At 49.6% G+C, this 22,762-nt stretch carries 11 protein-coding genes; 3 read left to right on the forward strand and 8 right to left on the reverse strand.

What is annotated here, in order from left to right:
* Positions 1–34: 34 nt before the first annotated feature.
* The 3 genes from AC4G46_RS23780 to AC4G46_RS23790 all read right to left on the reverse strand — a co-directional run bounded on the left by AC4G46_RS23780 (position 35) and on the right by AC4G46_RS23790 (position 5,221).
* On the reverse strand, positions 35–1,759 hold the full coding sequence (locus tag AC4G46_RS23780) for a type 2 periplasmic-binding domain-containing protein (RefSeq protein WP_491124895.1): 1,725 nt from the start codon (positions 1,757–1,759) through the stop codon (positions 35–37).
* A gap of 95 nt (positions 1,760–1,854) precedes the next feature.
* Positions 1,855–3,621: a sensor histidine kinase gene (locus AC4G46_RS23785; RefSeq protein WP_491124896.1), complete on the reverse strand. Its 1,767-nt coding sequence runs from the start codon at positions 3,619–3,621 to the stop codon at positions 1,855–1,857.
* Positions 3,622–3,649: 28 nt separating this feature from the next.
* Entirely contained in the window at positions 3,650–5,221 is a 1,572-nt protein-coding gene (locus AC4G46_RS23790) for a response regulator transcription factor (protein ID WP_491124897.1), read from the reverse strand.
* Positions 5,222–5,459: 238 nt separating this feature from the next.
* Between AC4G46_RS23790 and AC4G46_RS23795 the strand changes: the two genes are divergently transcribed.
* The 3 genes from AC4G46_RS23795 to AC4G46_RS23805 are packed head-to-tail and all read left to right on the forward strand — an operon-like array spanning position 5,460 to position 8,900.
* Complete coding sequence (locus tag AC4G46_RS23795) at positions 5,460–6,416, forward strand: carbohydrate kinase family protein (RefSeq protein WP_491124898.1); 957 nt, start codon at positions 5,460–5,462, stop codon at positions 6,414–6,416.
* 11 nt (positions 6,417–6,427) lie between these two features.
* Complete coding sequence (gene gtfA, locus AC4G46_RS23800; protein WP_491124899.1) at positions 6,428–7,897, forward strand: sucrose phosphorylase; 1,470 nt, start codon at positions 6,428–6,430, stop codon at positions 7,895–7,897.
* 28 nt (positions 7,898–7,925) lie between these two features.
* The gene (locus tag AC4G46_RS23805; RefSeq protein ID WP_491124900.1) at positions 7,926–8,900 is read left to right on the forward strand and encodes a LacI family DNA-binding transcriptional regulator; all 975 of its coding nucleotides are present in this window, start codon (positions 7,926–7,928) and stop codon (positions 8,898–8,900) included.
* Between the two features lie 131 nt (positions 8,901–9,031).
* On the opposite strand, the gene AC4G46_RS23810 is transcribed toward AC4G46_RS23805, so the two are convergent.
* The 5 genes from AC4G46_RS23810 to AC4G46_RS23830 all read right to left on the reverse strand — a co-directional run bounded on the left by AC4G46_RS23810 (position 9,032) and on the right by AC4G46_RS23830 (position 22,729).
* Entirely contained in the window at positions 9,032–11,302 is a 2,271-nt protein-coding gene (locus AC4G46_RS23810) for a beta-glucosidase family protein (RefSeq protein WP_491124901.1), read from the reverse strand.
* A gap of 24 nt (positions 11,303–11,326) precedes the next feature.
* Positions 11,327–12,556 carry a PTS sugar transporter subunit IIC gene (locus tag AC4G46_RS23815; protein WP_039875826.1) on the reverse strand — a complete coding sequence of 410 codons (1,230 nt, stop codon included), beginning with the start codon at positions 12,554–12,556 and terminating at the stop codon, positions 11,327–11,329.
* Positions 12,557–12,766: 210 nt separating this feature from the next.
* Positions 12,767–15,226, reverse strand: a complete 2,460-nt coding sequence (locus tag AC4G46_RS23820) for a GH39 family glycosyl hydrolase (RefSeq protein WP_491124902.1) — start codon at positions 15,224–15,226, stop codon at positions 12,767–12,769.
* Between the two features lie 214 nt (positions 15,227–15,440).
* Complete coding sequence (locus tag AC4G46_RS23825) at positions 15,441–16,862, reverse strand: GH32 C-terminal domain-containing protein (RefSeq protein WP_491124903.1); 1,422 nt, start codon at positions 16,860–16,862, stop codon at positions 15,441–15,443.
* Between the two features lie 131 nt (positions 16,863–16,993).
* Positions 16,994–22,729 carry an S-layer homology domain-containing protein gene (locus AC4G46_RS23830; RefSeq protein ID WP_491124904.1) on the reverse strand — a complete coding sequence of 1,912 codons (5,736 nt, stop codon included), beginning with the start codon at positions 22,727–22,729 and terminating at the stop codon, positions 16,994–16,996.
* Positions 22,730–22,762: the final 33 nt, after the last annotated feature.

Below are 22,762 nucleotides of genomic sequence, written 5' to 3' on the forward strand. Positions count from 1 at the left end.
GCCGCGCCAATGCTCCGGCAGCCCTTCATCTCCTTTACTTGCTTGCTTTGCCCATATCGACTTTCTTCTTCACTTGCTCAGTAGTCCATTTTTCATAGCCGGCTGTGTCCAGCTTACCCCATTCCTTCTGGAAATCGTTCCAGATGGAATCGAATTTATCCGGGGAGGAGAGTACCAGCTTCGGATAATATTTTTTGGTCAGCTCATCTTTATTGGTCTCCCACATCAATTCCGGTGAATTCTGCTCCTTTACGAAGCCCCAAGCTGGATACCATGGACGGTCAATCGGCTTGGCGAACATTTGGGTATAGGTCTGAGCCTCATATTTTCCCAGGATTTCTTTATCCTTATCGGTAAGGCTCATCTGGAATACTTCCGGCTGATAACCTACGCCCTTGGCATTGCCGTCCGAGAGTGTCGAGTTGCCGCCATAGCTCGGCCAGTTCCAGCTGTAATACTTAAAGCCGAATTTCTCGTTAAAGGCCTCGTCGATTTTGTTGATCTGCTCCTGGGTCCGGTAGTAGCGGCCTGTTTCATTGACTTCATAGGTTTCGCCCTTGATCCCCCAGGAGATAAGGATCTGATTTTCTTCCTTCAGCATATTGTCAAAATACTGGATGATCCGCTCCGGATTTTTGGCGCTGACAGTAATACCGACCCCGCGGTTAGTAACCAGACCGCCGGGACCGTCAACATAAGCATCGGATATACTTTCGTCAAAGGTAACCGGCAGCGGGAAGTAGTTGTAGCCGTCGAGCGACGGGTCCTTCCGGGCTGCATCCTTCAGCACATTCAGCGCAGTCTGCACCTGCCAGCGGTAATCGAAGAACCCGAGCACCTTATGCGAGGTCAGCTTGGCAATATATTGATCGTAGTTATCGACGAAGGAGGCCTTGTCAAACATCCCCTTGGAATTAAGCGTATTCAGGGCCTGCAGCCATTGTTTGGCTCCGTCTGAGCCGGAATAGGTTGTGGCCTCGAGTGTAGCCGGGTCCACCATCACGTTGCCGTCATTCGGATACCCCAGCAGATGCATCGGCGGGTTGGCGGTGGCAAAAAATCTCCAGTCATGGGTGAGCGACACCATCCCGGTCAGCTCTTCATCCTTATGTTTGGCCGCATAATTCTCAATCAGCTCCATGTACTGATCCAGCGTCTTGATCTTTGGATATCCCGCTTCCTCCAACACCCGGCGCTGTACCCAGAAGGCCGCTGTCGGTTCAGGATCCGGTACAAACTCGCCGACCTGGGCGGACAATGGCAGGAAATACAATTTGCCGTCTGCGGAACGCATCTGGTCAAGGTCGTCGCCGTACACGCGCTTGATGTTCGGTCCGTACTTCTCGATCAGATCGTCGAGCGGAATAAACGCGCCGGCGTTCAATACCTCTTCAATAGCCGCGTCGGGAATCAGTACATCCGGGTATTCGTTGGCGGCAATCATGGTCCCGATCTTGGTGTTCAGGTCGCCGACGAGAAACTCCAGCTTGAAGTTGGTGCCTGTCTGATCCTCCAGCATTTTGCCGATCGTCGTCTCATTGGTATTGCCATCCTTAGAGCCGGCAACACCGTTAAAGATCGTATAGGTAACCTTGTCCTTTTTGACTTCCTCAGTGCCGGCATTGGCACTGTTCGTTGAATCAGGCTTGCTGTTGGTTTCTGCACCGGCGTTGTTCCCGTTATTCCCGGAACAGGCTGTTGCCAAAGATGACAATAGAAGCATTGCAAGACTTAGACGAAGCATTTTTTTTGTTTTCAAAGCCTTTCCCCCTCGTTATCAATTCCTTGCTTTTCCATTATAAAAGCGATTACATTTCCTGATTACCCTCAAGAATATAGACCGTACTGTAGAAATTATTGTTCCTTTTCACCTGAATCGGGTAATCTTGGAATCCTCAGCTCGATCTCTGTTCCCTGTCCGGGAGCGCTGTTCACCGTAAAATGGAACCCTGCACCGTATATCAATTTGGCGCGGTAGATTACATTTTGAATCCCGATCCGTTCGCCCATGATTTCATTGGTTTCAAGGTAGCTGTACAGCTTGCCGATTTGCCTCTCGTTCATCCCTGTCCCGTTATCCCTGATTGTAAAAATCAGATTCCGGTCCTGCATAGTGATGGTAATATGGATTCGTCCGCCCTGCTTTAAAGGCTCGAGACCGTGAATACTGGCATTCTCCACAAAAGGCAGGAACAGCATCTTGGGCAGCTTGCAGGCATACGCCTCCGGCTGTACATCAAGCGAATAGTCAATCCGGTCCTCGAAGCGGTATTTCTGGATATCAAGGAAACAGATGATAAATTCCAGCTCTTCCCGGACTGTAATCATATCTTTGTTCCAGGTGAGCGAGCTGCGGAAAATCTTCGCCATGCTGTGAATCATGGCCGCCGTTTCGTTCTCGTCCTTCAGAAGACTGCGCATCCGGATCGTCTCCAGCGCATTGAACAGAAAATGCGGATTGATCTGGCTTTGCAGCGCATTAAGCTGCGCCTTGCTGCGCTCCAGCTCCAGTGATTTCTTTTGGATCTCGGCTATGTATACATCATCTATCAGGGATTTGATCTGCAGAATCATCCGGTTGAAGCCCAGACTGAGCTGGCCGATTTCATCCCGGAAGTCAGTAACCGGAATCACCTCGAAATTTTGGCTGCGCACCTTCTTCATTTGTTTCAGGATTTTGACAATGCGGACATTGAAGGACCGGGTGATAATGACAATAACGAAGGTAGGGAGAATCATCATCAGACAGGCGGATATAAGAATGAAGTCACGGGATTTCCTCACCTCCCGGATCACTTCGTTCTCGTCCACCGTTCCGACGATACTCCAGCCTTCCAGATAGCTTACTCCGCTGTACCGGCTTGAGAATTTGATCCGGTCGCTGGAGCGGATCGTACTGAAGGCTGTCTTGTCTGACGTCTTCCAGTCGATGGAGGAATCAGTGGTATACTCGATGTCTCCTGAGGGATTCAGCAGATAGACAGCCCCCTGCATATTCAGATTATTAAAGATTTCGCCGATGTCGATGGTCTTGAAATCGATTTTGACGACCTTCTCCTTGTTCAGCCTTCCAGAGTAATAATCCATCTTCCGGATCAGCGAGAATTCTTGAAACCGGCCGCTTTCGCTTTCGGTCCGGGTAAAGATCGGATGGGAGGTGTCATTGGCCAAAGCCTGCCTGTACCACGGTTCCTCTCTCAATTCATCCGACAGGTAGCCGATATTTCCCGAGTGTAATAAGGTATCATTGTCTACATAAATCGTCACATTCTGTAATGAGAAGGATAGCGGGGTATAGTTGTTAAGCATCCGCCGTAAATACGAGTCGTAAACCTCCAGATAATCGGCCGCATTCGCAAAGTTCCGGTCCAGAATTTCATTCGTGCTTAAATCGGCATAGAAAAAGGAAGACAATCCTACCGCATTATCAACCTGCTCGCGGAAATCGTTGCTGATCTGCTCGATGGTCCGGTCGATATCACGAATCCGCTGATTTCGCACATTTTCTGTAATGGCATTGTAGAACAGAATATTGGTAAGCACGATTGGAATAAACACGCACAGAAAATAGATCAACAGCATTTTGTTGCGCATCTTAATATGATTGAGCAGCCTGTCCACTTTCTTCCTCTCCTCCTCCTCATTCGGCTTACCGGCTGATAATGCGGTTCCGGTACTCGGTCGGTGTCATTTGCTCCAGCTTTTCAAACTGGGTAACAAAATAATCAGCGTTGCTGAATCCGATCTTCTGGGCAATTTCATAGATCCGCAAATCGCTTTGCCGGAGCAGGCGTTTGGCTTCCGTTATGCGTAGCTGCTGCAGATATTCATTGAAATAGCTTCCGTAGGTTTTCTTGAATAATTGGCCCAGATAGGCAGAATTCATATAAAACCGGGCAGCGATCTCCTTTAACGTAATCGATTCATGATAATGCTCGTCGACGTAGCATTTGATCTTCTGGATACCGCCCTTGCACTGGTTCTGGCTGAGCCGCCCCAGAAGTCCGGCCGCTTCATGGGCAAACAGCGTAAAGATGCGCGTAATTTCCCCCAGCGTGATGTTCCGGTCATACCAGCCTACCGCCGCCTCCAGATAAATCAGTTCCTTTTCGTCACCCTCCAGGGTCTGGATCGATTTCAGGATGCCCAACACACATTGGGTGACTGCCGCCTTCATCGCCTCCGGCGAGAAGCTTTTTTCCTGCATGAATTGAAACAGATGGTTTATTTGTTCAGCCAGCATCTCCGGATCGTTCTCTTCTACCGCATCAATCAGCTTACGGTACATTTCATCCTCCAAATGCCGGTAATTCAGCGCTCTGCCCGAAATATCCTCATACGCAATGACGGAATGCGCCGGCAGGAGATATTTATGCTGCTGGACTTCCTTGGCTCCGAGATAGGAATGTTTTATATCCTTTAATGAAGGAACACCGGGCCCGGCGTAAATACGGAACGGACAGGAAAAGGCTGTGCGGATCAGACCGGCAAGCTCCGTTAGAAACGCGCTGACATCCCCGCCGAAGGAACGGGCATACAGATCAGGCACGAGCAGGCCGTACGTCTGGTGATGCTCATACAGTACAGGCTCAAACACCGTTCCCGAGGCTGTATGCACAGCTTCGCGGATGCCCTTGCGCAGCATATCCTTGGCCGGCAGTACATACCCGTTCCAGGGAAGAATATCGTTCCATTCAAGCAGGGCGTAGGTGAACGTCTGTACGGCTTCACCTTCCCATGGAGCCTTCCAGGCAGCATCGTCCAGCATGCCCTCCTCTCCCCGGATCAGCGCTTCAACCCGGCTCTGGTCCAGACCGACCTGGGTACGGGCCTTAAGCCGTTCTTTTTCCTCCAGCCGCTCCTTTAGCTTGCCGAGTGTCTTCTCGAAGTCCTCCTGGTCAATCGGCTTGAGCACATAATCAAAAGCACCGTAGCGCACAGCCTGCCGGGCATACTCGAACTCATTATATCCGCTGACAATAATAAACTCCGTATCCAGCTTTTCAAGCACAGCGGCACGAATCAGGCCAATCCCGTCGATAACCGGCATCCGGATATCCGTAACCACCAGATCAGGTTTGTGCTCGCGGATCATAGCCAGCGCATCCTCTCCGTTGTCGGCCTCTCCGGTCACTACATATCCGCTGCGCTCCCAGTCAATCATTTTGATCAATCCCTTACGCACAAACAATTCATCGTCAACTATAAGCGCAGAAAACATTGCCAGCACCTCTCTATCGGGTATAGTGGGTTATCTTTCTTTTATGCTAACCTCAACAATGCTTCTATGACCAGAGCCTTTATCAAAAAGAGGGTAACATCTATACTTTTCAAGGAAAGCACTATAATTTGTATGGGTTGACTAAATGCTCTGATTTATATGTCAAACGATTGACATGTCAAACCTTTGACATATACAATAAGGCTAATCTTCTACTATTGCTTCAGGGAGGAGCTATATGCTCAATTTAAATGAAAAAGTCAATTTCCAGCCGAAAAGTTATGACCTGTTAGCCATCGGAGAAATTCTTGTTGATCTGATATCAACTACGTATGACGAGGATGCTTCAGGCGGCACTTATCAGAGATTTTTTGGCGGATCCCCCTCAAACATCGCAATGAATGCAACAAAACTCGGAATCCGTGCAGCAGTAGCATCAACGGTCGGAGAAGACAGTCTGGGAGCTTTTCTTAAACAGCAGCTGCAACAGGCAGGAATGAACACGGACTCCATTCAAACTGTACAAGAGGCTACGAGTATGGTAATGCTGACAAAAAGCAAATCGACACCCGTACCCATTTTTTACAGGGGGGCAGATTATAAGCTTGCCTACACCACAGAACTCGAACAACGGCTTAAACATTCCAAGATCCTGCATTTTTCCTGCTGGCCAATCTCCAGAGCACCTGCCCGCCAGACTCTTGAAAAAGCGATTGGCATTGCACAGGACAACGGGATGCTCATTTGCTTTGACCCTAATTATCATGAAAAGCTGTGGGAAGCAGGAGAAGACGGGATCAGCTATGTCAAATCATTTATTGCAAAAAGCGATATTATTAAACCCTCTGAAGATGATGCTGAGCGCCTGTTCGGCAAAGGTTCACCCGAATCGTATATTGAGCAATTTCTTGAGCTGGGAGCCAAACTGGTGATTTTGACCTTAGGCAAGGACGGTGCGTTGGTGTCCAACGGCAGAACTAGCGAGGCATTTCCTTCATTGGCAACAGAAGTAGTGGATACCACCGGAGCCGGAGATGCTTTTTGGTCAGGATTGTATGCAGGCATTATAAAGGGATTGACCCTTCGTGAATCTGTTCGTATGGGACTCGCTGTGAGTGCTTTTAAATTACAATCTGCAGGAGCTGTAGCAGATTTGCCCAGACTTGAGGTCATCGGCTCTTTATACCAAATTTAGGAGGATTAATCATGTCATTAAAAAATCAGGTTCAATTGATAACGTATCCCGACTCACTGGGCGGAGACTTAAAGGCTCTGAAGGAGGTGCTTTATTCCCGGTTCGCTGAAGTTTTTAAAGGCGGCGTGCATATTCTCCCTCCATTCCCTTCTTCAGGCGACAGAGGTTTTGCGCCGCTTACTTACCTCGAAATTGATCAGAGGTTCGGAACATGGGATGATATCCGGGAGATCGGAGAACAATTTGATGTCCTCGTTGATTTGATGGTCAATCATATTTCGCAGAAATCGGAATATTTCCAGGACTTCCTGAAGTCCGGCCGCAGCTCACAATATTCAGACCTGTTCCTCACCCTGGATAAGCTGTGGGAAGACGGGCAGCCGGTGCAGGAAGATATAGACAAGATGTTTTTGCGCAGACCCCTCCCCTACTCCACCTTCCGGATTGAAGATAGTGGGATAGAGGAAAGCGTATGGACTACTTTTGGAAAAACAGACCCTTCAGAACAGATTGACCTGGACATCCGCTCGGAAATGACCAAACAGCTCCTGGCCTCATTCTTCCGGAACTTCAAAAAATATAATATCAAAATTGTCCGTCTGGATGCAGTCGGATACGTTATTAAGAAGCTGGGCACCAGCTGTTTCTTTGTTGAACCGGATGTTTATGATTTTCTCGACTGGATCATGGAGCTTGCCCAATCCTTAGACATTGAGCTTCTTCCAGAGGTGCACTCCCACCACTATATTCAGTACAAACTGGCAGAGCACGGTTATTGGATTTATGATTTTATATTACCGTACCGCATTCTGGAAGCCTTAACCAACCAGTCCAGCGCTGCACTGTGCGATTATTTGCAGACCCGGCCTGCCAAACAGTTCACAATGCTCGATTGTCATGACGGTATTCCTGTCAAACCCGATCTGGACGGTCTGCTTGATACGGGAGAGGCGAAAAAGCTCGTAGACATCTGTTTAGAGAGAGGCTCTAATCTGAGCCTGATTCTGTCGGAGGAGCATAAGGGTGAGGATGGCTTCGATGTCCATCAAATCCGCTGTACCTATTATTCTGTTCTGGATAGCGATGATGATGCTTACCTTGCTGCAAGAGCCATTCAATTTTTTGCTCCGGGTATTCCGCAGGTATATTATGTAGGACTGCTTGCCGGTGAAAATGATTATGAACGGGCAGAAGCAACCGGAGACGGCCGTGAGATTAACCGTCACAACTATACCCTTGATGAAATCGACCAATCCTTGCAAAAACCTGTCGTTCAGCGGCTTTTAAAGCTTATCCGGTTCCGTAACAGCTATGCGGCATTTGACGGTAAGTTTGAAGTTAAGGTATCATCAACGGAAGAAGTCAGGCTGCGCTGGGATTATAATGACAACTATTGCGAACTGTTCGTTGATCTTAATACCAAGCGAACCACTATTCAATACATTGATGATACTAACAGCGTGATTGAATATACTGTCTGATTAACAATAGAAATGTAGAGGACAATATATGGCAACCATACACGATGTAGCGAAGAGAGCAGGAGTGTCAGTCACTACCGTCTCCCGGGTACTGAACAACCGGGGATACATCAGTCAGAAAACCAGGCAGATTGTTCATGAAACGATGGAAGAGCTTAACTACCAGCCCAACGATCTTGCCCGCTCCCTGCTGAGCAAACAATCAAACGTCATCGGCTTAATCATTCCCAATGTTTCTCATCCCTTTTTTGCAGAGTTCGCCTACGCAGTAGAGCAATATGCATATGAGCAAGGCTGCAAACTGCTTCTGTGCAACTCACAGCTGGATCCGGCCAAGGAGCGGGAATACCTGAAAATGATGAAAGGCAACCAGGTCAACGGGATCATAATGGGAAGCCATACATTGGATACAGAAAGCTACCTTAATCTGAGTTATCCGATTGTAACCGTTGACCGCCTGATCACAGGATTTCCGTATGTTGCATCGGATAATGAGCTGGGAGGCCGCCTGGCAGCGGAATTGCTGATCAGCAAAGGCTGCCGGAAGCTTGTCCATATTTGCGGGAACCAGTCTCTGGATATGCTATCCAATCTCAGAACGGAAGGCTTCATGTCGGCTGTAAAAAAGGCAGGAATCGAAACGGTCATTCTTGAAACCAAGATGAATGTGTTTGACCGGGAAGAGTACGAGTACCTAATAACGAATATGTTTGCGGACCACCCTGATCTGGACGGTGTATTCGCCACCAGTGACATTATTGCAGGCCATGTAATCAGAAAATGCAGACAGCTGGGCAAAACCGTTCCCGGCCAAATAAAAATTGTCGGCTACGACGACGTCAGTCTGGCGTCCTGGTCCTCACCTGGCATCACTACAGTCAGGCAGCCTATTGAGGATATGGGGCGTATGGCCGTAAATCTAATTCAGCAGCAGATGAGCTCCGAGCCGCTTGTTCACGAAAACATTCTTCCGGTCGAGCTGATTGAGCGGGAAACGACTTAGCTTTATTTGAAAAGTACGCTAGCTGCGTACTTTTTTTATTTTAAAAAACAAACAGCCAAGGCTTATTAAACTAAAAAAAGAACGACCACGCCAACACAGGCATAGTCGTTCTTCTCAATATAAATATATAGTTAATAAGTCCGCAACCGCTCAACCCGTTCAATAAGCTCCTGAATCACCTGATCCGGTGAGCGCTCGTTCATCCAGGTCTGGCCGAACATCTGGAAGACCTTTATCATCGGGAAGTCCTCCCAGAAGCCGACAAACTCCTCGTTAAGATATACTTTGTCTGTGACATGCTCATTCATTTCATTCAGGCAATCTTCCAATACGGCTTTTGCGGCGGGATCACTCACCCATTCGCTGAGAAGGCTGAATTTGTGGAACGTGATTTCTTCCTTACCGAAGTCACAGTGCAATCTTCCCGTAATCCGGATGTCCTTGGACGAGCTGCCCAGCAGAATCTGAAAATATCCTGTGTCTGCGACCCAGCGGTTGTACTTGGTATTGAAGTATGAAAAATCTCTCTCCTCCAGCTCAAAGACAATCGTCTGTTGTTCGCCCGGATCAAGCTCCACCTTGGCAAAGGCCTTCAGCTCCTTCTCCGGGCGGGTCCACTTGCATTCTTCATCGTGTACGTACAGCTGTACGACTTCTTTCCCTCTGTGCTTGCCTGTATTGGTGAGTTGAAAAGATACTGTGACGCAACTCTCGTGCTGCACCACTTCCAGATCTGTATAGGCAAAGGTAGTGTAGGACAATCCGTGTCCGAACGGGAATTGCGGCGCCAGTTCCTTACGGTCATAGTAGCGGTAACCCACGAACAGTCCTTCGCGGTAATACAGCTTGCCGTTCTCTCCGCGAATCCGCATATGCGAAGGATTATCCGACAGCTTCACAGGGAAGGTCTCCGACAGTTTGCCTGAAGGATTGGTGTAACCGAACAATACCTCGGCTATGGATCTGCCCATGCCTTGACCCGACAGCCAGGAATGGATGACAGCAGGAACATGCTGTACCCATGGACGCATGACCAGTGCCGAGCCGCTGCTGGTTATCACGATACATTTTGGCTGAACAGCGGCAACCGCCTGAATCAGCTTGACCTGGTGCTCCGGAAGCTCGATGCCCTTCAAATCATGCATTTCCGATTCGGCATATTCCGGCTGGCCTACGAACAGTACCGCCACATCGGCGTTCTTGGCCAGTGTTACACTCTCCTGAATAAGCTCTTCATTCACAGAATCATCTTCCGGGTATCCGGCTGTATAGCTCACCGTGGCTAGACTACCTGCCAGCTCTTTGATTTCCTCCAACGGGATATCGACTCTGGTAGGGGTCACCTTGGCACTGCCGGCGCCCTGAATTCTCGGCTTCTTCGCAAACCGTCCGATTACCGCAATCGACGAAGCCGTTTCCGGCCGCAGCGGGAGAATCGCGTTATCGTTCTTCAGCAGCACGATGCTTTCGGCCGCCGCTTTACGGGCCAGCGTATGATAATCTGCATCCTCTTTTTCAGCAGCTTTGTTTCCGGTAACCCGTTCAACCAGCTTCAGGATACGGCTCACACTCTTGTCCAGCTGCTCTTCGGAAAGCTTCCCGTCCTGAACCGCTTCTACTATGGCTTTGGCATTGTAGTGGGCAGGGCCCGGCATTTCAAGGTCAAGTCCGGCCTTTAGCCCGCGTATCCGGTCATTGACGGCTGTCCAGTCGGACAGGACAACACCGTCGTAGCCCCACTCTTCTCTGAGAATATCGTTTAACAGATGCTCATTCTCGCTGGTATAGGTTCCATTCAGCAGGTTATAGGAGCACATGACCGTCCAGGGATCGGATTTCTTAATAATCCGTTCAAAGGCGCTCAGGTATATTTCACGCAGCGTCCGCTCATCGATTTCCGAGCTGGTCACCATTTTCTCGAACTCCTGGTTGTTGCCTGCAAAGTGCTTGACGGAGGCTCCGACACCTTCGCTTTGAATACCGTTAATGAAGGCTGCGCCAAGCTCGCCCGTCAAGCAGGGATCCTCCGAATAATATTCAAAATTTCTTCCGCCAAGCGGTGTTCTTTTCATATTGACGCCCGGACCGAGCAGCAGCTCTACCTCCATCGTCTTGGACTCCCGTCCAAGCGCCACGCCTACCTCATGCAGCAATGCTGTATTCCAGGAAGAGCCGATCGCAGAGCCTGTCGGGTAACAGGTAGCCGGTACATTTTCCGTGGTGATTCCCATCTCTTCATTACTGTTCGTCTTGCGAATCCCGTTGGTTCCGTCATACATATGAACTGGCGGGATATTTAGCCGCTCGATCCCTTTGGTCATCCACATATTCAGTCCCGCAACAAGCGAGGCTTTTTCGGTAAGGGTCAATTCCTTCAACAATTCATCAGGTGATTTATTCATGCTGCTCCATCCTTTATTATCAGATTAATTTTCCTGTTCCTTTTTCAGCTCCTGGGCATCATACAGCTTGAAGAACGGGAACCAGACCGCAAACACAATCAGCAGAACGACCGCCAGCAGGATAAGCCCGTTAAATCCGCTCATCAGATAGGTAGACAGCCCGATCGGGGTATACCACAGCTGGAAGATTTGGCTCGGAATCCGCACCAGCCCCATATCGAGGACGATATACACGAGAATTGGCGTGATCAGCCCGTTAATCCACATCGGCACCATAAGCAGCGGATTGAACGCAATCGGTGCCCCGTACACAACCGGCTCGTTAATGTTGAACAAGGACGGAAGGATTGTCGCTTTGCCGACAGACTTCAATTTTTTGGACCGGGCCAGCAGGAACCAGACCACTAAAGGCAGCGTAGCGCCCATCCCGCCGATCCCCAGCCAGCCGGAGAAAAAGGTTTCGAACGTATTGATATTGACCGGGTCCTGACCGGCTGCAACGAGGGCCGCATTCTGTTCAATGGCAGGGATCCAGATGGCATACCAGATCGGAGTCATCACCCAAGGGCTTACACCGAAGGAATACAGCACCACGCCGATAAAGTTAAACAATACAAAGCCGGTCAGACTTTGACCCATGGCATTGATGGGCTCGAACACATTGACAATCAGTGCAAAAATATCGAAATGCAGCTGATAGACCAGAACCCAGCCTGTAGTTAAAATAAGGGCAATCGGCACGAGAAAATCAAACCAGTCCATAATGAACTCCGGAAGGGAGGAGCCCTTTTTGAAGAACGAGAATTTGTTGCACAGATTCATGACAAGAGCAACAAACACACCAACCAGGAGTGCCGTAATCATCCCCGAAGGCCCAAACCGTTCCAGAATAAACTGGATGGTACCGTCTTCATTTAGGGTCGGGTTAAGCAGCATCACGAAGAGGGAGACCCCGCTCATTCCCGCCAGCAGCTTAATTTTGTGACGTTCTCTTTTTTCCATGACGGTATACGGTGTTAAAAAAGCAATAAACAACCCCAATAGCCCGAAGCTAAAGGTCGTGATGGGTGTAAGATCCGGCATCCCCGGAATGAAATCCTTCAAGATTGAAATGAGTGTGATAATCGAGCCGATAAAAATCATCGGAATCGCCACCATAATGGCTTCCTGAATGGATGCAACCCAGAGATTATTCGTAAACGCCTCCAATCTAGGTGCAAACGATTCTGTCATCCACTTCATGAAACGCTTCATCTAAATTCCCCCTGTCTTTCTCTTAGCTGATGCTGATACAACCCTAGTATAGTGTTTTATGATACCGTTTTCTTGTTGTAACTTGCCGCATCCGGGTTCGTATTTTGCCTACTTCCTGCCTCTTGTACTAGCTTGTCTGCTTCGATCCAAAATAAACAACAAAAAACACCCCTTCATCAGAGAAGGGATGTTTGCTCAGTGTATTTTCAATTAAAACTGCCTTTCGAGCTGGAGCAGCAGCACCCCATGAGGCGGGAGTACAATTTCTTTGCGCCAGTTTTCCTTCTGTATAAGCTCTGTCCGGATGACCGGACCGCTTCTGCTGTTTAAATACAGAATTTCCTCCTGTGATAAAAAATCAGGCGCGCCCATAGTCATCCACTCATCGAATACCGACCCATGCTCCCGGTCCAGCTGATAGCTGGTGCATTTATACGGTCCTGCGAGCCGGGTTAGCGTGATGTCAAAGGCCTTGCTGCCTTTTTCCTCAAATACATCATAACGGGTGGAGCCGGATAGCTCTGACCAGTCTCCGCTCGCAAACAGCTGATCCACATGGACGTAGTGATAGAACAGGAACTGCAGGCTTCCGTCGCTTTTTCGGGTAAAAGTATAACCTTCCCCCTGTGTAATCAGCTCGTCACCCAGCTTCTGCATCAGCTCAAACGCATAATACCCGGGTTTCTTCAGCCCGTCGCGGCTGATCAGGCCAAAGCCTCCATAGAACGGGGATGCGGGAACGACGCTTTCTTCAAACACATCGGTAAAGGACCAGTAGGCCATCGCCTCCACGTCCCCGAGCGTATTCATCGTCTGGTAGATGACAAACAGGGCCATAAACATCGTATCGTGCAGCAGATTCCGGTCGTACAGCGAAAAATTCCACTCGGTAATATGAAGCTCAACGTCACTGTACGAGGCCGCCTTCATTTTTTGCCGTACACGGTCAATGCTTTCTTTAAAAAATGCCGGGGGCATGATCCGGGTCAAACGGCCTTCTTCCGTTTTTAGCTTGGGGTACTCCGAATAAATATGGAACGAAAAGAAATCGAGCGGCACTTCCCTCGAGCTGCAGTAAGCCAGAAAATCCTCCGCCCAGGTATCGTTCCAGATCGAGCCGTACCCCATAGCAGGCCCGCCTGTTCTCAGCTCCGGCAGCACCGATTTAATCGCATGAACGGTAGATTCGTAAAAGGCGAAGTACTCTTCTTTGCTGCCTGCCCAGCAGACACCTGCCAAATCCGGCTCGTTCCACACTTCGAAATACCACTGCTTCACCTCGTCCGGTCCGTAACGGTTCAGACAATGTCGGATGAAGGCCCTGACCAGCGCTTCCCACTTGGCTGGATCTGCCGGCGGACTGATATTGCCTCTCCACCAAAACAGCGTTTCTCTGGACCGCGCCAGCTGTCCCGGCATAAAGCTCAATTCAACGAACGGCCGGACTCCCTGCTCCAGAAGAAAATCGTACAGCTTGTCCACATAAGACCAGTTGTAGACCGGTGTGCCGTCTTCATTTTCACTGTATACCATCATCTCATCATTAAAAATGCCGTGAAACCGGATATACCGGAACGGGATGCTTCCCTTCAAGGCAGACAGCTGCTTCCGCCAATCCTCGCGCAGTCCTTCTACGGCTCTTCCGGCCGTCGTGATGATATTCCAGTGCTTTTTATAAAATGCCGGTGTCTGGTCTGCACGAACCTCAATCCGCTCAGGGGCAGCTGCAAGAGCAGCAGACAGCGGAACGCCGGACGGACCGGTATCCGTTTTGACGTCCAGATAGCGGTACAGTGACCCTATGGCATTCATCGTGTCCATCTCATAATAGTCTCCGCTTGAGGATTCCTCATACGTTTTGGGCTTGCGGTTCAGGTTCAGCCGGTGCGGTTCCGGTGCGAGCGACGCCTCCCGGTAGGAGCCCGGCGTGCAGCCGTATTTTTCCTTGAAATATTTGTTGAACAGCTTCACGTTGGCAAATCCGCAATCCAGGGCAATTTCGGAGATGGTCTTATCGCTTTCTGCCAGCTGAAGCTGGGCCTTTTCCAGGCGGATAAGCGTCAGATACTTTTGAAAGGGAATCCCGATTTTATCCGTGAAGAAGTGGGAAAAATAATGCAGGCTTAAATGCTCGGAATCCGCCATATCCTGCAGCGTAATCTTTTCATTATAGTGGCGGTCGATGTATGTGAGGACACTGTTCAGTCTTTTATAATCGTTGTCCTTGCTTCCTTCTGCCACCGCCGGATTCGTCCCGTCCGAAAAATATCGCAGCAGACATCCGCATAGCATCTGTAATCTGCCTATCGTGTAGCTGTGATAACCCGGCGATTTCTTGTTAATCTCCCAGACCATTTGCGCAAGATTATGCTTGATGCTGTGCAGCCGCGTCTGGTCCTGCCCGGAATGACCGGCAGAGTTACAGGAGATGAACGCATTATTATGCAGCAGCTCGGGTCCGAACTGCAGGGTTAACAACACATTATCCTGATGGGTCCGCTCGATCTTGTGAACCGACATGCTGTTGATCACGAGAATATCATCTTCCTGGAGCGTATATTGCTTCTGGTCCAGATACATGTTGATTGAGCCATGGAGAACATACAGGATCTCAACTTCCTTATGCCAATGAAACTCAATATGCTGTACGGAATTCACGAAGAGCTTCATCGGCAGATCGTCCTGATGCTGAATAAATTCGTATAAATAGCGAATGGTCTGCTCCCCCCTTCATACCGCTTATTATAGACATATCGATTTTAAGTTATCAATATGAAGACCACCACTTTAGAATATCGGACTGGGAGGAGATTCACAATTCCAACCTCCATCCGGCAGCTGCCCGTCCAGAAGATATTGAACCAGCCGCTCACTTATTTCACGCTTATAGCGTTTCTATCTTGACCCGTTTTAACTCCGCTGCACCTTGACTGACGAATACGGCAAGCTTTCCTTGCCGGATGTCGTACATTCTGGCACTCATCGCCACATCTCCGCCGATATAGATTTCACAAATCGTGTTGTCCACGAATACCTTCATTTCATACTCCTGATCGGGCAGCAGCTTGAGCGGACGTTCCAGCTCCACCTCGTAAGGGAAGGTTTTCCCTCCTTCTTCAGACTGCATAATCGGCCCCCGGAAGGTAATCCGGCTACGCTGGGGCTCAAGCGTGATATAGTAGGCAAAATCAAGAGCCTCACCTGCACGAAGCATGAACCCCAGACCCTGGGTTGATTCCGAGAAACGTACAATTGTAGATATTTTGCACTGATCGGGCAGTTCCTCCTCTGTGATGCAGCCGGCAAAGGCATAAGGGGAATCGCTGCGCAGCACATCATTTGTAATTGACCAATCTCCGGCGATTGTCTGAAAGCTCGCGGATACTTGTTTGGTAAAGGCAGAGTCTATCGTTTCCGGAACTTTTACCCCAAGCGTCCCGTCCAGGCGCTGTACGATCTCATGCACAACCAGATTGCCGCCCCAATCCCATGTATCATAATCTTTACCAGAAGCTTTAGGCGGATTCCAGCCAAACAGGTCGTCGTTCTTTGTCGGATTCCAGCCGAACAAATAACGTTTACATCCATCGGATACCGACTTCGCCGCATAATAAGCCCGTCCATCGAAGGCTTCCTCTGGCGGTGTAATCCATGGTCCGTTCAAGGAACGACTCATCCGGTAAAAGGTACCGAAACGCCCCGTATACGAAGAATAAATCAGATACCACCAATCTCCCATCCGGAACAAATCCGGGCATTCATGTGCGCCTACATGCAAGTTCGGTGCATACAGCGGTTCACGGTACTCCCAGTTCTTAAGATCCTTGGACGACAGCAGACCTGTGCAGCCTTTCCGGTTCGTCGGTCCTTTGGCCAGCGCTGCGATCAGCATCCAATATTGTTCTTCTTCTTCATTCCAGAAAACAAAGGGGTCACGCCAGTCCGCCAGCTCATAAATTTCGCCATCCGGGCCAAAAGTGTCTTCAGGAATCGGCTCCCACGTCAGCAGATCCTTACTGATGGCATGGCAGGCAAACTGTTTTCCTTCTGGAAAAATACAATAGAACATGTGATAAACATCGTCCACTTTGAGAATATGCCCAGTCCCGCCTTCAATTTTACAGGCTCCGTCTTCCCGATAATTTACAAAGTCCTTCGTTCCAAGCAAATGCCAGCCATGATCAAGACCTTCCTGATCGTTGTCTCTCCACCCGTGCAGATAGAACAGCTTAAACTCTCCGTCTTCATAATAGGGAATAACATCCCCAACCCATGCATGATCCGGACGATAGAAAAATTCCTTCATTAATAATTCCTCCCGTTATTTTGAATGGCTAATCGTTCATCCAGCGAAACCGGCATATAGGCATCATTAGAGAAAGCCGGAGTCATGGCGAAGGCAAACATCACCTTGCTTCCCCGGCTTTCTCTTAAAACTTATTTGTTGACTTCATCCAGCAGCAGCGAGATGATTTGCGCGCTTTCTGCACGGTTCACCGTTTCATGGGGCATAAACACCTGATTGCCGCGCCCGTCAACGAACCCAAGCTCCTGTAAGGCAGCCACTGCATCTGCAGCCCATACGCTTATCATGCTGGCATCCTTGAAATTACTTTGACGATTACCAGCAGCCTTCTGTCCTGTATGAAACAGATATGCTTTGTAAATCATGGATGCCATTTCTTCACGACTTATGGTGTCCTCCGGCGCAAAGCTATCTTTGCTTCTTCCGGTGACAATCCCTGCTTCGTACACTGCGGCAATGGAGGAAGCATACCATTTGGCGGAGTCTACATCCTTGAATGCAGGTGCGTTCGTCCCTCTTATACCGAGGGCCCGGGTAATCAGGGAAGCGAACTCAGCTCTGCTTACCTTTTGCTTAGGTGCGAATGCCATTTCACTGACACCTAAGACCATTTGTCTGGCCGCCATCTTTTTAATCACATCATGAGCCCAATACGATGCATTCACATCTTCAAATGTTTTATCGCAGGTAAGGACTGCAAATGCACTGAAATGACTCACCTTTGCTGTCCACTTAGCGTCCGAACGGGTTCCGCCCATGTACTCCAGGCTGCCGTCATCAGCGATGTAGTAGATGCCAGTCAGATCCTCACGGGAATTCTCATTGGCACTCAGTCTGATTGTGACAGGCTGGGAGAACCTTTCCAGCTCAAGCACTGCTCCATCAGCCTTGACGATAGATAATTTGAAATCATAGATCTCTCCGGCTGCGGAGATGTCCGCATGATTTTTGCTTCCGGCTTGTGTGAGCAGCTTTGTGCTTTGTTCGGCAGATAATGCCCCCATCTCAAAAGAAATCTGCGCCTGCTCCAATCCGCTGCCCGTAACCAGTGCCTGCAATTCCTTTAAAACTTCTGCAGGAACCTCAATCTCCACATCTGCATGCTTAACCTTCAGGGCATTCTTACCGTCATTTGCTGCCATAGTCACCGGAAACAGGACCTGCTGCTCACCTTTGGCCAGTTCGAAAGTCAAGCTACTCTGAGTGCTCTGGCTATCCGGCATGCTTCCCGGGATCACAGGATTACCCGGCGGACTGGTTGGAACAGGCGGAGTTGGGTCTGTTGGGTCTGTTGGGTTCGTTGGATCGGTTGGGTCAGTTGGGTCAGTTGGCCCGCCCCCATTTTGCGCCTTAACCGGTACATTGAAATCATCGACGTTTATATGTCCGAACCCGCCTGTGGATTGGTCAACAACCTTAATGTACAGTTCCTCGCCTATATACGCTGACGCATCCCAGATTTTCCGCTGATATTCCTCATAATTCGTTGCTGTCTCTTTAAAGAGCTCTTTGCCGTCCGATGCCCGGACCAGTGCAACGTATAGCTTATCAATATCACGCCCGCCGCTGACCAGGAAATTAAGCTTGCCGTTTCCGCCAAGGATGAAATTCTGTGATCGCAGCGTTCCCGTCAAGCTGTCGCCGCCGGCCTCCTCATTGAAGCCCCACAAATGATAGCCGCCCGGTATTTTATGCGAAGGATTGAAGTAGATCGTATCCCAGAAAAACTGGGCATCCGTCACATGGACATCCTGGAAGGCGTCCCCTTCTGCAATCCAGCCTGTTAAGTCACCTGTAGCAAAATCATGATTCGGCAGATCGGTAATATCGGTATATACGGAGTTGTCCCAGTTGTCAGGTACATCGACCGGAGCTGCCGGTTCACCTGTCAAAGCATTCATCTCCCATACTTCCATCGACTTGACCGTAACATCGTCATCCGCCCAGACCTGCAGACCCAAGGAATCGTATCTGCCTACGTAGACGCGGGTTGTCAGCTTTTTCTTGTAGTTGGCAAAGGCTTCAACAACCGAGCGGTCCAGGAAAATATGGAGCTTCAGGTTCTCTCCGTCAAGATCGACGTACCCGCCCTGAATCCCATCCACCCGGACATCCGGGTCGATACTGCTCTTGGTCCGGTCCACATTGAATGTATTGTCGCTCTTGTCATAGTAAATCAGTGTTTCTTCCTGACCGTTGTCAGAGCGCCGTACTTTAAGGCCGAATTTCTGAGCTTCGCCCGGATCAATCTCCATGACGATCTCCAGCATGTCGCCTTTGACATTGCTAATCAGCTGATTGGCAGCCTGAACATTTTTGTCTGCCAAATTAACCAGCTTATTGCCCCGCAGACTCTGCAATTCTTCAATAGGCTCGATGCGCAATTCATCGTGCTCATCCAGGCTCAGGGAAACCGGCAGCGCCAGGTTATGCGCCCATCCAGCCTGATATTCCGCCTGTGGTGTTCTTACATTCTGCACCATGGAGAACACAACCGTTCTTCCGTCAGGGGTAACCATCCCGCTCTCTGCGGTTAAGTAGCCGTCACCCACATCAATTTTGGACGGTGCCTCCTGGTCAGGTATGAATTTGAGATTATCCCGGTCCCACGTTCCGATCCAGTAAAATACCTCAACATCCCGCTGCACATCATTCGCCGGCGGAACCTGCTCCGGTTTCTCATGCGGATTGATCATGAAAATATACTTCTGCTGGCCTGCACTGTCCTTGCCTACCGGGAGTAGCACCGGCAGTTCCCATACTGTGCCAAGCTCCGGATACTGGCTTCTGTCACTGACGTAAAGCGGCCCCTTATACTCCCAGTTGTACATATCATCAGATACATATACCAGCGCCGTACCGCTGCTGAAGTCTTTCAGACCGGAGGTTACCAGCTGATACCACTTATCTGTCTCTTGGTCATACCACACGAACGGATCCCGGAACTCGTTATGAATGCCGTTTCCGTTCTGCTCCGTTACTGGCTCAGGGTACTTCATCCATTGCTCCAAATTAGGATCAGACAAATCAGCGGGGGTCGCCAGGCCTGTTCTTTGATTTGGGGACAAAGAGTCATTGCCCGCGGTATAGAACAGGACAGGATTTCCGTCACGGTCATAAGCCGCGCTGCCTGACCATGCACCGTCCGGATCAAGCGTACCCGCCTCAGGTGCAAGTGCAGGCCGTACATTTTCCCAGTGCACCATATCATCACTGACCCAATGACCCCAGTGGATTTGATGCCAATACGGACCTTGCGGATTATGCTGATAAAATAAATGATATTTGCCGTTATAGTAAATTGGTGCATGCGCTTCATTCATCCAGTTCTGCGGCGGCATTGCATGGTACTGCGGACGGTGCTGATCTCCGTCAAACACACCCGGGTCTTCATCAATATCACCGTCCGGAATTTCCGGAACCACGCCGCCGTGAAGCATCTTAACACTCTCATATTCAGCAAGGATCTCTTGACCCGTGAGTGCTTTGTTCTGAAGCTTCACTTCATCAATGAGTCCGCTGAACATATTGTAAGAGAACAGGCCAGCGAACTTTGTTGGCTTATTATTTTTGCCGATCATCAGGCTTGCTGTAGATGATGTAATCGGAACATTGATGGGGGTTGCCTGAGAGGCAACCTGCTCTCCATTGAGGTACAGCTTAATTTCTCCAGTTCCCTTATCAAAAGTGGCAGCAATATAATTCCACATGTATTTCTCAAGCAGATGATCATTAACCCATACCTGCACCCACTGTCCGCCGATTCCGGCCTGAAATGACCATGTCCCATGCCGGTACATGCCAAGCGCGAAGCCTTCCGCCTTGTCCTGATCGGACTGATTCACAATGGCCGACAGCTTGTTCCCGTCTCCCCATTCGTAGCTGCGCGGGGCGACCCAGGCTTCGATCGTCAGCGCGTCGCTTACGGGGATGGTCTCCTCCGAGTTAACCTCAATATCATTCGAATACCCGTCAAACAGGAGGGCACCGCCCTTTACTCCGCGCGGAGTCCATCTTGGATCTTTGGAGTCCATATATCTGGCGCTATTAAACACGTAGTTTACATCATGCTCAAGAGTACTCACTTGCTCAAGCGCCTTTTTGCCAGTGCCTTCATCGAAATCCATATAGAAGATGTTGCCCTTATTGTTAGCCTGAAAAGCATCAACGGAAATACGGGACTGATCAGACGAATCAATGACCTTGATATAAAGGCTCTTGTTGTAGTACTTATGCACATTCCAGGTAATTTGTTGATTTACGATGGTATTCCCGGTCTTTTCAAGCAGTTCGTCCGTTCCGGCATCATACAATCCTACGTAGGCACTCTCCGGATTCACAATGTCTACAACCTTAAAGCTAATCGTCCCGGTTCCCTGAAGCGTGAAGGCGCTTGAGGTAATAGAGCCCTGTCCCTGGAGGGAGGATTTGGCATAAAAGCTGCCCTCTTTACCTGCGTGAGCTTCATCCGTTACTTGAAAAGCCTCCCCACTGGCCGTCCAGCCCTCAAAGTTACCTGTCTCAAAACTGCGATTCGCAATTTCAGTCGGAATGATATTGCCGGCCATCACCCCTTCATCCGGCACGCTCTCGTTAAAGGTCTGGAAGTCATCCGCAAAAATCACTCCCCAATCCGAGACTGCATGATCAACAATTTCAATATAGATTCTTTTGCCGATATACTTGGACAGGTCCGCTTTGTACTGCTCCATATTGGCAAGCCTCATGCCCTGGGCCGGATCCGGGAAGCCGGAATCGTTAAACTCGCTATTGCCGTATCTGGCAATCAGGTTCCCGGTATCCGCATCGACAACACTTACATAGGCTTGATCCGTATGCTTGCCGCCGCCTAATCTAAAGGTGATCCAGCCTGTTCCGCCTAGCTCAAAAGTGCTGGAGCGAAGCACTCCCGTTGCGGCTTCATTGTATTTCCAGCCGTTTAGATGATAAGTGCCCTCCTGGTTATACGGAATTTGTTCTGCCCACCAGACGGTTTCGTCAGATACGCTGTCAGGCCCAAACGCCTCACCTTCAACAACGGTCCACCCGGTCAAATCACCCGTTTCAAAGCCCGGATTCATGATTTGGTAGCGCTGGAAATCCGGCTTAATATCCACGGCAACGGTGCCTTCGCCCGGCTCTGATTGATGATACATAAAGAAGGCATCTGCAAAAATCAATCCCCAGTCCGAGGTTGCATGATCTACAATCTCAACATACAGCTTCTTGCCCAAATATCCGGAAAGATCGGCCTTATACTGCTCCATATTCGCAAGCCGCATGCCCTGAGCGGGATTCGGGAAGCCAGCGTCTGAAAATTTGCTGTTGCCGTATCTGGCGATCACTTGACCCGTATCTGCTTCTACGATGTTCACATATACCTTGTCAGCATTTTTGGCACCGCCGAGCTTAAAGCTAATCCAGCCGCTACCGCCCAGCTCAAAGGTACTGGACCGGAGCACCCCTGTCTCTCCTTCGTTATACTTCCAGCCGTTTAAATGATAAGTGCCCTCCTGGTTATACGGGATTTGTTCCGCCCACCAGGTGGACTCCCCGGATACACTGTCCGGGCCAAACGCGTTTCCTTTGGCAACGGTCCATCCTGTTAAGTCTCCCGTTTCAAAGCCCGGGTTTACAAGTTCATAGACCGTATCCGTAACAGACGAGCTCCCTTCCAGCTTGGGTGCCTGATAGACTGAACCGGTAACGGATAATCCCGGAGCCGGGCTTGATGCCGCAGCCTCCCCGACTTCCTTCTCAACCGCGGCTGCGGCTGTGCCTTGAATACCCGGAGCCGCAAGCTGCAGAACCATAACCCCCGCTACCATTTTGGAGATCCATGATGTGTTTCGGTTAGCTTTCCTCATTAATAAGCCTCCTTCATTATTTTCGATTCAATG

It is taken from the genome of Paenibacillus sp. fava2, from assembly GCF_058313675.1.